Origin of the sequence: Mycobacterium sp. 050272, from assembly GCF_039023525.1 — a bacterium.
Taxonomy (GTDB): Bacteria; Actinomycetota; Actinomycetes; order Mycobacteriales; family Mycobacteriaceae; genus Mycobacterium.
Genome location: NZ_JBCHKV010000010.1, coordinates 52604 through 64612 on the forward strand (window position 1 = coordinate 52604; position 12009 = coordinate 64612).

14 protein-coding genes are annotated in these 12009 nt (G+C 65.3%); all 14 read left to right on the forward strand.

The annotated features are described in order from the left end of the window. The first annotated feature begins 5 nt into the window (after positions 1-5). The 14 genes from AAHS21_RS19320 (at position 6) to nuoK (ending at position 12005) form a co-directional block, all read left to right on the forward strand. Positions 6-407, forward strand: a complete 402-nt coding sequence (locus AAHS21_RS19320) for a DUF4440 domain-containing protein (protein ID WP_342929191.1) — start codon at positions 6-8, stop codon at positions 405-407. An 8-nt stretch (positions 408-415) separates the two neighbouring features. Then, entirely contained in the window at positions 416-952 is a 537-nt protein-coding gene (locus AAHS21_RS19325) for a YceI family protein (RefSeq protein WP_342929192.1), read from the forward strand. Positions 953-982: 30 nt separating this feature from the next. Further along, positions 983-1384 (forward strand): hypothetical protein, encoded by a 402-nt coding sequence (locus AAHS21_RS19330; RefSeq protein WP_342929193.1) that lies wholly within the window; start codon positions 983-985, stop codon positions 1382-1384. 235 nt (positions 1385-1619) lie between these two features. Beyond that, positions 1620-1997, forward strand: coding sequence for an NADH-quinone oxidoreductase subunit A (locus tag AAHS21_RS19335; protein WP_342929194.1), 378 nt, complete (start codon positions 1620-1622; stop codon positions 1995-1997). A gap of 8 nt (positions 1998-2005) precedes the next feature. Beyond that, positions 2006-2560 (forward strand): NADH-quinone oxidoreductase subunit B, encoded by a 555-nt coding sequence (locus AAHS21_RS19340; protein ID WP_036467525.1) that lies wholly within the window; start codon positions 2006-2008, stop codon positions 2558-2560. Beyond that, the gene (locus tag AAHS21_RS19345) at positions 2557-3285 is read left to right on the forward strand and encodes an NADH-quinone oxidoreductase subunit C (RefSeq protein ID WP_342929195.1); all 729 of its coding nucleotides are present in this window, start codon (positions 2557-2559) and stop codon (positions 3283-3285) included. Before AAHS21_RS19340 ends, AAHS21_RS19345 begins: the two co-directional genes overlap by 4 nt. Then, positions 3285-4610 carry an NADH dehydrogenase (quinone) subunit D gene (nuoD, locus tag AAHS21_RS19350; protein ID WP_342929196.1) on the forward strand — a complete coding sequence of 442 codons (1326 nt, stop codon included), beginning with the start codon at positions 3285-3287 and terminating at the stop codon, positions 4608-4610. The genes AAHS21_RS19345 and nuoD overlap by 1 nt, the downstream gene beginning before the upstream one ends. After that, the gene (gene nuoE, locus AAHS21_RS19355; protein WP_342929197.1) at positions 4607-5380 is read left to right on the forward strand and encodes an NADH-quinone oxidoreductase subunit NuoE; all 774 of its coding nucleotides are present in this window, start codon (positions 4607-4609) and stop codon (positions 5378-5380) included. The genes nuoD and nuoE overlap by 4 nt, the downstream gene beginning before the upstream one ends. Beyond that, on the forward strand, positions 5377-6693 hold the full coding sequence (gene nuoF, locus AAHS21_RS19360) for an NADH-quinone oxidoreductase subunit NuoF (protein ID WP_342929198.1): 1317 nt from the start codon (positions 5377-5379) through the stop codon (positions 6691-6693). The genes nuoE and nuoF overlap by 4 nt, the downstream gene beginning before the upstream one ends. A 7-nt stretch (positions 6694-6700) precedes the next feature. After that, complete coding sequence (locus tag AAHS21_RS19365; protein ID WP_342929199.1) at positions 6701-9118, forward strand: NADH-quinone oxidoreductase subunit G; 2418 nt, start codon at positions 6701-6703, stop codon at positions 9116-9118. A gap of 8 nt (positions 9119-9126) precedes the next feature. Further along, positions 9127-10386 (forward strand): NADH-quinone oxidoreductase subunit NuoH, encoded by a 1260-nt coding sequence (gene nuoH, locus AAHS21_RS19370; RefSeq protein WP_342929330.1) that lies wholly within the window; start codon positions 9127-9129, stop codon positions 10384-10386. Next, the gene (gene nuoI / locus AAHS21_RS19375; RefSeq protein ID WP_342929200.1) at positions 10379-10924 is read left to right on the forward strand and encodes an NADH-quinone oxidoreductase subunit NuoI; all 546 of its coding nucleotides are present in this window, start codon (positions 10379-10381) and stop codon (positions 10922-10924) included. Before nuoH ends, nuoI begins: the two co-directional genes overlap by 8 nt. Continuing rightward, the gene (locus AAHS21_RS19380) at positions 10921-11709 is read left to right on the forward strand and encodes an NADH-quinone oxidoreductase subunit J (protein WP_342929201.1); all 789 of its coding nucleotides are present in this window, start codon (positions 10921-10923) and stop codon (positions 11707-11709) included. Before nuoI ends, AAHS21_RS19380 begins: the two co-directional genes overlap by 4 nt. Then, complete coding sequence (gene nuoK, locus AAHS21_RS19385) at positions 11706-12005, forward strand: NADH-quinone oxidoreductase subunit NuoK (RefSeq protein ID WP_008259456.1); 300 nt, start codon at positions 11706-11708, stop codon at positions 12003-12005. Before AAHS21_RS19380 ends, nuoK begins: the two co-directional genes overlap by 4 nt. Positions 12006-12009: the final 4 nt, after the last annotated feature.

The window sequence follows — 12009 nt, forward strand, 5'->3', positions numbered from 1 at the left end:
TCGCCATGCCCGCTGCATCCGCCCAGGTCGTCCTCGACACGGCCGACCAGCTGTTCTCATCGATCGTCAACGGCGACAAGGCCGCGGTCGATCGGCTGTGGAGCGACGACATCGCGGTGTGGCGGGTGGGCGCCAGCCGTGACAACGACAAGACCCGCGCGCTCAGAGTCATCGACTGGTTCATCGGTGTGACCACGCGGCGCCGCTACGAGATCCTCGACCGCCGGCTCTTCGACGACGGATCGATCAGTGGCTTCGTGCAGCAGCACGTCCTGCACGCCACCGGCCATGCCGGCCAATCGATCTCCATGCGCGTTTGCATCGTGATCAGGGTGGGCACAAATGGTCTGATCGACCGGATCGACGAGTACTTCGACCCCGCCGAGATTGCGCCGCTGATGAGGTGAGACCGACGATGACGACGCTGGAAACATTGTTGAACGATCCCGACCTGGCCGGGGGGTGGAAGATCGTTCCAGATCGGTCGGCCGTCACATTCAAGATCAGGAACATGTGGGGCCTGCTGAACGTCAAGGGCCGGTTCACCGAGTTCACCGGCGACGGACAACTCACCGGCAAAGGCTCGGTCTTCGGCCGCCTCGACATCCGTACCGCGTCAGTACAGACCGGCATCGGCCGTCGCGACGAGCATCTGCGCTCGGCCGATTTCTTCGATGTCGAGCGGTTTCCCGAGATCAGCGTCGTCGTCACGGCGATTCACCCGACCGAGGGCAAGGCCGCCGACCTGCGGGCCAGCTTCACGATCAAGGGGATCAGCGCGCCGGTACCGCTGCCCGTCACCGTGACCGAAGCCGGCGACGGTTCGATCCAGATCTCGGGCGAAACCAGGATCGATCGATCCCAGTTCGGCATCGGGTGGAACAAGTTCGGCATGATCGCGCCCGCGGCCAAGGCGGCGGCACAGGCCGTTTTCGTGCGGTCCGGCCAATAAAACCGGTCGAGCACCAGTAGCATCTGCACCGTGCCCGACGCCACCATCGCTCTGCGGATACTCGTCTACAGCGACAACCCCAACACCCGCGACACAGTGAAGCGGGCACTGGGTAAGCGGCTGCACCCGGATCTGCCGGAGTTGAACTATGTCGAGGTGGCTACCGGCCCGATGGTGATCCGCACCATGGACGAGGGCGGCATCGACCTGGCCATCCTCGACGGCGAAGCGACACCGACCGGCGGCATGGGAATCGCCAAACAGCTCAAGGACGAGCTCGAAAACTGCCCGCCGATCCTGGTGCTCACCGGGCGCCCGGACGATGCGTGGCTCGCGACATGGTCGCGCGCCGAGGCTGCGGTGCCGCACCCGATCGACCCGATCGTGCTGGGTCGCACCGTGCTCGGGTTGCTGCGCGCCCCCGCTATCTGAAGCTGACGACCTGCTTCTTTCCCGGTGCCGTTGCGGCGCCGGCTTTGCCGCGCCCCGAAAACGTGCCGGATCTCACACCACAAACCACGCATTAGCACCACCCCGAGCACGTGCCCCAGCCGCCTCGACGCTATGTTGAAGATCACTGTGCCGGGCTACAGACCCCGTCCGTCACAGCAGCCCGGTCGCCGCCTGGTCGCTATATGGGCGGCCCCACGACGGATCTTGGAGCGAGTTGAACGTCTACATACCCATCCTGGTGCTAGGCGGAATCGCCGCCGCCTTTGCTGTGGGCTCGGTGGTGATCGCGAGCCTGGCCGGCCCGTCGCGCTACAACAAGTCGAAGCTGGCGGCCTACGAGTGTGGAATCGAGCCGACCGAAACGTCGGTGAGTGGGCCGCATGCGACGCCCGGGCAGCGGTTTCCGGTGAAGTACTACCTGACCGCGATGCTGTTCATCGTCTTCGACATCGAAATCGTGTTCCTGTATCCATGGGCGGTCAGCTACGACGCACTAGGGATGTTTGCTCTGGTCGAGATGGTGGTGTTCATGCTCACCGTCTTCGTGGCCTACGCCTACGTGTGGCGCCGCGGCGGCCTGACATGGGATTGAGGTAACTCATGGGCCTGGAAGAACAGCTACCCGCCGGCATTCTGCTCGGCACTGTCGAGAAGATCGCCGGCTACGTCCGCAAGAACTCGTTGTGGCCGGCAACGTTCGGATTGGCGTGCTGCGCGATCGAGATGATGGCAACGGCCGGGCCACGGTTCGACATCGCACGGTTTGGGATGGAGCGGTTTTCGGCAACACCGCGCCAGGCCGACCTGATGATCGTGGCCGGGCGGGTGAGCCAGAAGATGGCCCCGGTGCTGCGGCAGATCTACGACCAGATGGCAGAACCGAAATGGGTACTGGCCATGGGCGTCTGCGCGTCGTCCGGCGGGATGTTCAACAACTACGCGATCGTCCAGGGCGTGGACCACGTGGTTCCGGTGGACATCTACCTGCCCGGCTGCCCGCCCCGCCCGGAGATGCTCTTGTACGCAATTCTCAAGCTGCACGAGAAGATTCAGGAAATGCCGCTCGGCGTGAACCGGGAGCAGGCCATCGCTGAAGCCGAGCAGGCGGCACTGGGCGCCCGGCCCACCATCGAGATGCGTGGGTTGCTGCGATGAGCTCACCGGAACAGGACCCGAAGGTAGCCGCCAGCGAAGTGGGCGGCGCGGTGCCTTCGTCCGGTGAAGAAGTGATCAACGTGCGCCGCGGCATGTTCGGCATTTCGGGGTCGGGTGACACCTCCGGTTACGGACGCTTGGTGCGGGAGATCACGCTCCCGGGCAGCAGTCCCCGGCCGTATGGCGGTTATTTCGACGAGGTGGTCGACCGGCTGGCCGATTCACTGAAGGCCGCCGACATCGAATTCGACGATGCGATCGAGAAAGTCGTCGTCGACCGCAACGAACTGACGTTGCACGTGCGCCGGGAGGCGCTGCCCCACGTCGCCCAACGCCTGCGCGACGAACCCGAATTGCGCTTCGAGATGTGCCTGGGCGTCAACGGCGTGCATTACCCGCACGAGACCGGCCGCGAATTGCACGCCGTTTACCCATTGCAGTCGATCACGCACAATCGACGTGTCCGGCTGGAAGTGTCTGCGCCCGATGATGATCCGCACATCCCGTCGCTGTATGGCATCTACCCGACCAACGACTGGCACGAGCGCGAAACGTACGACTTCTTCGGCATCATCTTCGACGGACACCCCTCGCTGACCCGCATCGAGATGCCGGACGACTGGCACGGCCATCCGCAACGCAAGGACTACCCGCTCGGCGGTATTCCCGTCGAGTACAAGGGAGCACAGATACCCCCGCCCGACGAGCGGAGAGCGTACAACTAATGAGCACAATCACTGACTCGACGCACGACGGTGGCGCCGAAACTGTCGTCGTCGCCGGCGGACAGGACTGGGGGCAGGTCGTCGAGGCCGCCCGTGCCGCGGATCCCGGTGAACGCATCGTCGTCAACATGGGACCTCAGCACCCGTCCACCCACGGGGTGTTGCGGTTGATCCTCGAGATCGAAGGTGAGACCGTCACCGAGGTCCGCTGCGGAATCGGCTACCTGCACACCGGAATCGAGAAGAACCTGGAATACCGGTACTGGACGCAGGGTGTCACCTTCGTGACCCGGATGGATTATCTGTCACCATTTTTCAACGAGACCGCCTACTGCCTCGGTGTCGAGAAACTGCTTGGCATCACCGATGAGATCCCGGAGCGGGTCAACGTCATCCGGGTGCTGATGATGGAGCTCAACCGCATCTCCTCGCATCTGGTCGCGTTGGCCACCGGCGGCATGGAACTGGGCGCGATGACGCCGATGTTCGTCGGCTTCCGGGGACGCGAGATCGTCTTGACCCTGTTCGAAAAGATCAGTGGGCTGCGGATGAACAGTGCCTACATCCGCCCCGGCGGGGTCGCGCAGGACTTGCCGCCGGGCGCCGAAGCCGACATCGTCGAGGGCCTCAAGGGGCTCAAGCAGGTGCTGCGCGAAATGGGCGATCTGCTCAACGAAAACGCCATCTGGAAAGCGCGCACCGAGGACGTCGGCTATCTCGACCTGGCCGGCTGCATGGCGCTGGGCATCACCGGGCCGATCCTGCGTGCCACCGGTTTGCCCCACGACCTGCGCAAGAGTGAACCCTACTGCGGGTACCAGGACTACGAGTTCGATGTGATCACCGCCGACACGTGTGACGCCTACGGGCGCTACATGATTCGCGTCAAGGAGATGTGGGAGTCGATCAAGATTGTCGAGCAGTGCCTGGACAAGCTGAGGCCGGGACCGCACATGGTCGAGGATCGCAAGATCGCCTGGCCGGCCGACCTGAAGGTAGGACCCGACGGCATGGGTAATTCGCCCGAGCACATCGCCAAGATCATGGGCGGCTCGATGGAAGCCTTGATTCACCACTTCAAGTTGGTCACCGAGGGCATCCGGGTGCCGGCCGGCCAGGTCTACAGCGCGGTGGAATCACCCCGCGGGGAACTCGGCGTGCACATGGTCAGTGACGGCGGAACCCGGCCTTACCGAGTGCATTACCGGGATCCGTCCTTCACCAATCTGCAGTCGGTCGCCGCGATGTGCGAGGGCGGTATGGTCGCCGACTTGATCACCGCGGTCGCCAGCATCGACCCGGTCATGGGCGGGGTCGACCGATGAGCGCACCGGTGGGTGGCTCTCCCGGTTCGGGCGAGCGGGTGTTCATCCGACTGGGGCCGCCGCCCGAAGAAGCCAACCAATTCGTGGTTGAGGGTGCACCGCAGTCGTATTCGCCGGAGGTGCGGGCGCGGTTGGAGGTCGACGCCAAGGAGATCATCAGCCGCTACCCCAACAAGCGCTCCGCATTGTTGCCGTTGCTGCACTTGGTCCAGGCAGAGGATTCCTACCTGACACCGGCCGGCCTCGAATTCTGCGGTGAGCAAATCGGATTGACCGGCGCCGAGGTTTCGGCGGTGGGCAGCTTCTACACGATGTACCGGCGCGGCCCGACTGGCGATTACCTGGTCGGCGTCTGCACCAACACGCTGTGTGCGGTGATGGGCGGCGACGCGGTGTTCGACGCGCTCAAGGAGCATCTCGGCATCGGCAACGATGAGACCACCGACGACGGATCGGTCACGCTGCAGCACATCGAATGCAACGCGGCATGCGACTTCGCGCCGGTGGTGATGGTCAACTGGGAGTTCTACGACAACCAGACGCCGGAATCGGCGCGCGAGCTCGTCGACTCGCTGCGGGCCGGAAATCCCAAGGCGCCCACCCGCGGTGCGCTGTGCAAGTTCCGCGAGACCTCACGGATTTTGGCCGGCCTGCCCGACGAGCGCCCCGACGAAGGCCAGGGCGGTGCCGGCGCGGCCACTTTGGCCGGGTTGCAGGTGGCGAAGGAGAAGGGCATGGAACCCCCGCCGGCTCCCGGAGGCAAGGCATGACCACCCCGCTGACCCCGGTCATCAGCCGCTATTGGGACGACCCGAAGTCGTTCACGCTGCAGACCTACCAGCGCCACGACGGCTACCAGGCGCTGAAGAAGGCCCTGAAGATGGAGCCCGACGCGGTGATCGCGGCCGTGAAGGACTCGGGTCTGCGCGGTCGCGGCGGCGCCGGCTTCTCGACCGGCACGAAGTGGTCGTTCATCCCGCAGGGCGACTCCGGACCGGCCGCCAAGCCGCACTACCTGGTCGTCAACGCCGACGAATCAGAACCCGGTACGTGCAAAGACATTCCGCTGATGCTGGCGACACCCCACCTACTGGTGGAAGGCGCCATCATCGCCTCCTACGCCATCCGGGCCAGTCACGCGTTCATCTACGTGCGCGGCGAGGTGGTTCCGGTGCTGCGCCGGCTGCAGAACGCGGTCGCCGAGGCTTATGCCGCAGGCTATCTCGGCCGCGACATCAACGGGTCCGGCTACGACCTGGAGCTGGTGGTGCACGCCGGCGCGGGCGCCTACATCTGCGGCGAGGAAACCGCGCTGCTAGAGGGTCTGGAGGGCCGGCGCGGACAACCCCGGCTGCGCCCGCCGTTCCCCGCCGTGGCCGGGCTTTACGGCTGCCCGACGGTGATCAACAACGTCGAGACCATCGCCAGCGTGCCCCCGATCATTCTCAACGGCGTTGAATGGTTTCGATCGATGGGCAGCGAGAAATCGCCTGGGTTCACGCTGTATTCGCTGTCCGGGCACGTCACCCGCCCCGGTCAATACGAGGCGCCGCTGGGCATCACGCTGCGCGAACTGCTCGACTATGCCGGCGGGGTCCGCGCCGGGCACCGCCTCAAGTTCTGGACACCGGGTGGGTCCTCGACGCCGTTGCTCACCGACGAACACCTCGACGTGCCGCTGGATTACGAGGGCGTGGGCGCAGCGGGCTCGATGCTGGGTACCAAAGCGCTGGAGATCTTCGACGAGACCACCTGCGTGGTGCGCGCGGTGCAGCGCTGGACGTACTTCTACAAGCACGAGTCGTGCGGAAAGTGCACGCCGTGCCGCGAGGGCACGTTCTGGCTGGATCAGATCTACACACGGCTCGAGACGGGCAAGGGCACCCACGAAGACCTCGACAAATTGCTCGACATCTCCGACGCGATCCTCGGAAAGTCGTTCTGCGCGTTGGGCGATGGTGCAGCCAGCCCGGTGATGTCGTCGATCAAGTATTTCCGCGACGAGTACATCGCCCACGTCGAAGGAGGCGGCTGCCCGTTCGACCCCCGAGACTCCATGTTGTCGGCGAACGGAAAGGCGTAACGCACCCATGACTAGCGCGGCCAAAACCGAGACCGGTGGTGAAACGACGCCGCCCGACATGGTCAAGCTGACCATCGACGGCACCGAGATCACGGTTCCCAAGGGAACTCTGGTGATCCGGGCGGCCGAGTTGATGGGGATCCAGATCCCGCGGTTCTGTGACCACCCGCTGCTCGACCCGGTCGGCGCGTGCCGGCAGTGCATGGTCGAGGTAGAGGGGCAGCGCAAGCCGATGGCGTCGTGCACCATCGTGTGCACCGACGACATGGTGGTGCGCACCCAGCTCACCTCCGAGGCCGCGGACAAGGCCCAGCACGGTGTGATGGAGCTGCTGCTGATCAACCACCCGCTGGACTGCCCGATGTGCGACAAGGGTGGCGAATGCCCACTGCAGAACCAGGCAATGTCCAACGGCCGCACCGATTCTCGCTTCGAAGATGTCAAGCGCACGTTCGCCAAGCCGATCAACATCTCCTCGCAGGTGCTACTGGACCGCGAGCGGTGCATCCTGTGTGCGCGCTGCACGCGGTTCTCCGAGCAGATCGCCGGCGATCCGTTCATCGACATGCAGGAGCGCGGCGCCCTGCAGCAGGTCGGCATCTACGCCAACGAGCCGTTCGACTCCTACTTCTCGGGCAACACCGTGCAGATCTGCCCGGTGGGCGCGCTGACCGGCACCGCCTACCGATTCCGGGCCCGCCCATTCGATCTGGTCTCCAGCCCCAGCGTGTGCGAGCACTGCGCCGGCGGGTGCGCCGAGCGCACCGACCACCGCCGCGGCAAAGTGCTGCGCCGGCTCGCCGGTGACGACCCCGAGGTCAACGAGGAATGGAACTGCGACAAGGGCCGGTGGGCTTTCCGCTACGACACTCAGCCCGACGTGCTCACCACTCCCCTGGTCCGGGACGCCGATGGCACACTGCAGCCCGCGTCGTGGGCGCACGCGATCGTGGCCGCAACGCGGGGGTTCGAATCAGCCCGCGGGCGCACCGGTGTGCTGGTCGGCGGCCGCGGTACCTGGGAAGACTCCTACGCCTATTCCAAGTTCGCGCGAATCGTGTTGGACACCAACGACATCGACTTTCGCGCCCGCCCATCCTCGGCCGAAGAGGCGGAGTTCCTCTCGGCACGCATCGCGGGCCGACCGCTCACGGTCAGCTTCGCCGATCTGGAATCGGCGCCCGTGGTCGTGCTGGTCGGCTTCGAGCCCGAGGACGAGGCGCCGATCGTATTCCTTCGGCTGCGCAAGGCCGCCCGCAAGCGCGGCGTGCCGATCTACGCGGTCGCCCCGTTCGCCACTCGTGCCCTGACGAAAATGTCGGGCCGGCTGCTGCAAACCGTGCCGGGCGCCGAACCGTCCACGCTGGACGAACTGGCCGGCGGCGAGGTCGGCGAGCTGCTGTCGAAGCCCGGAGCGGTCATCATGGTCGGCGAACGGCTGGCCACGGTGCCGGGCGGATTCTCCGCGGCGGCCCGCCTCGCGGATGCCACCGGGGCTCGGCTGGCTTGGGTGCCGCGGCGCGCCGGCGAACGTGGCGCGCTGGAGGCCGGAGCACTGCCCGGGCTGCTGCCCGGCGGTCGTCTGGTGGCCGACGACACCGCCCGCGCAGAGGTGGCCAAGGCGTGGAACGTCGACGAATTGCCTTCTGCCCCAGGCCGTGACGTCGACGGCATTCTGGCCGGGGCGGCGGACGGAAGCCTGGGCGCACTGCTGGTCGGTGGTATCGAGCCCGCCGACTTCGCCGATCCGGATGCCGTACTGGCCGCGCTGGACGCCGCCGACTTCGTCGTCAGCCTGGAACTGCGGCACAGTGAGGTCACCGAACGCGCCGACGTGGTGTTCCCCGTCGCGCCCACCACACAGAAGGCGGGCGCATTCGTCAACTGGGAAGGCCGATTCCGGCCCTTCGAGCCCGCGTTGCACGGTAGCACCCAACGAGCCACTCAGTCCGACCACCAGATCCTGGACACGCTGGCCGACGAAATGGGTGTCTACCTTGGCATGACCGGCGTCCAGGCGGCTCGCGAGCAGGTCGCGTCGCTGGGCAACTGGGAGGGCGATCGCGCAAGTGGCGCAACGGTTCAAGCGCCGCAGCCACCGCAGCCCGGGCAAGGCGAAGCCGTACTCACCGGCTGGCGCATGATGCTCGACAACGGCCGCGCCCAGGACGGCGAACCGTATCTTGCGGGTACGGCACGCAAACCCGTGGTCCGGCTGTCGGCCGGCACCGCGACCGAGATCGGCGCAGCCGAGGGCGACACGGTCACGGTCAGTACGTCGCGCGGGTCAATCAGCCTGCCGCTGAACGTCACTGACATGCCCGACCGGGTGGTGTGGCTACCGCTGAACTCACCGGGCTCGGCGGTGCAGCGGGACCTGGGCGTGACCGTCGGCAACATCGTGCGAATCGGAGTGGGCTCATGACGACCACCTTGAGTGCCTTCGGACACGACACGTGGTGGCTGGTGCTCGGCAAGGCGCTGGCCATCTTCGTCTTCTTGATGCTCAACGTGCTGGTGGCAATCCTGCTCGAGCGCAAGATCCTTGGCTGGATGCAGTTGCGGCCGGGCCCCAACCGGGCGGGCCCGTGGGGCGTCCTGCAGAGCTTGGCCGACGGAATCAAGCTGGCGCTCAAGGAAAGTATCACGCCGCGCGGGGTCGACTGGTTCATATACATGGCGGCGCCGGTCATCTCGACGATCCCGGCGTTCACCGCGTTCGCCTTCATCCCGTTCGGTCCCGAGGTGTCGATCTTCGGTCACCGCACCCCATTGCAGCTGACCGACATGCCGGCCGCGGTGCTGTTCATCCTCGGGCTGTCGGCGATCGGCGTCTACGGGATCGTGTTGGGCGGCTGGGCATCCGGCTCGACTTACCCGCTGCTGGGTGGGGTGCGGTCCACCGCGCAGGTCATCTCCTACGAGGTGTCGATGGGGTTGTCGTTCGCGGCCGTCTTCCTGTTCGCCGGCACCATGTCGACGTCGGGAATCATCAAGGCGCAGGACGGCGTCTGGTACGTATTCCTGCTGCTGCCGTCATTCATCATCTATCTGATCTCGATGGTCGGCGAAACCAACCGCGCCCCCTTCGACCTGCCCGAGGCCGAGGGTGAACTCGTCGCCGGCTTCCACACCGAGTACTCGTCGCTGAAGTTCGCGATGTTCATGCTGGCGGAATACGTGAACATGATGACGGTTTCGTCGCTCGCCACGCTGATGTTCTTCGGTGGATGGCACGCGCCGTGGCCGCTGAACATGTGGGACGGCGCCAACACAGGCTGGTGGCCGGTGCTCTGGTTCACCGCCAAGATGTGGGTCTTCCTGTTCATCTACATGTGGCTGCGAGCCAGCCTGCCGCGGCTGCGCTACGACCAGTTCATGGCACTGGGCTGGAAACTGCTCATTCCCGCGTCGCTGGTCTGGGTGCTGATCGCGGGGATCATCCGCACGCTGCGCAACGAGGGCTACGCGCATTGGACTCCGCTGCTGGTGGTCAGCAGCCTCGTCTTCGCCGTGGCGCTGGTGCTGTTGCTGCGCAAGCCATTCAGCACGCCGGGCAATCGCGCGCTGGCGCGAGAGCTGCGCAAGCGCAGCGACGCCTTACCGCTGCCAGCGGCATTCCCGACACCACCGCTGCCGGGCAAAGTTCTGACACCGGCAGTCGGTGCGAGCAAGGAGAAAGCACATGGCTAAATTCCTCGACGCCGTGGCCGGATTCGGTGTGACATTCGCAGCGATGTTCAAAAAGACTGTCACCGAGGAGTATCCGGAGAAGCCCGGCCCCGTCGCCCCGCGCTATCACGGTCGTCACCAACTCAACCGGTACGCCGACGGGCTGGAGAAGTGCATCGGCTGCGAGCTGTGCGCCTGGGCCTGCCCGGCCGACGCGATCTACGTCGAGGGCGCCGACAACACCGATGAGGCAAGGTTTTCGCCGGGTGAACGTTACGGCCGGGTCTACCAGATCAATTATCTGCGCTGCATCGGCTGCGGTCTGTGCATCGAGGCCTGCCCGACGCGCGCGCTGACGATGACCAACGACTACGAGATGGCCGACGACAACCGTGCCGACCTGATCTACGAAAAGGACCGGCTGCTGGCGCCGCTGCTGCAGAACATGCTCGCGCCGCCGCATCCTCGGACCGAGGGCGCTACCGACAAGGACTATTACCAGGGCAACGTCACCGCGGATGGCTTGCGCGTGAACCAGAACGCTGGAGACCCAAGGTGAGCACGATACTTGCCACCAACCTGGCGAGCGACGTCATCGTTCGCACCTCCACCGGCGAAGCCGTGGCCTTCTGGCTGCTGGGCGCGCTGGCCGTGATCGGCGCGATCGGGGTCGTCACGGCCGCTAACGCCGTGTACTCGGCGATGTTCCTCGCGATGACGATGATCATCCTGGCGATCTTCTACATGATCCAGGACGCGTTGTTCCTGGGTGTGGTTCAAGTCGTGGTCTACACCGGTGCGGTGATGATGCTGTTCCTGTTCGTACTGATGCTGATCGGCGTGGACTCCGCGGAATCACTGAAGGAAACGCTGCGCGGACAGCGCGTCGCGGCGGTCATCACCGGAGTCGGGTTCGGCATCCTGCTGGTCGCCGCTATCGGCAAGGTGACGACCGGGGGCTTCGTCGGACTGACCACCGCCAATGCCAACGGCAACGTCGAAGGCTTGGCGGCACTGATCTTTTCGCGATACCTGTGGGCGTTCGAGCTGACCAGCGCGCTGCTGATCACTGCCGCTGTCGGGGCGATGGTGCTGGCACATCGCGAGCGTTTCGAACGTCGCAAGACCCAGCGCGAACTCTCGGAAGAACGGTTCCGGTCCGGTGGCCGCCCGACCCCGCTGCCCAACCCCGGCGTCTACGCACGCCACAACGCGGTGGACGTGGCCGCGTTGCTGCCTGACGGCTCCTACTCGGACGATTCGGTGTCGAAGATGCTGCGAACCCGGGGTGCGGACGGCAAGGAGACTCCCCGCCGGCAAGCCATCAAAGGCGGTACATCGTGAATCCGGCTAACTACCTTTACCTTTCGGCACTGCTTTTCACGATCGGGGCCGCCGGTGTGCTGTTACGCCGCAACGCCATCGTGATGTTCATGTGCGTCGAGTTGATGCTCAACGCCGTGAACCTGGCGTTCGTCACCTTCGCGCGCATGCACGGCCATCTGGACGGGCAGATGATCGCGTTCTTCACGATGGTGGTGGCCGCGTGCGAGGTCGTCATCGGCCTGGCCATCATCATGACGATTTTCCGTGCCCGCAAATCGGCGTCGGTCGACGACGCGAACCTACTCAAAGGCTAAAGAT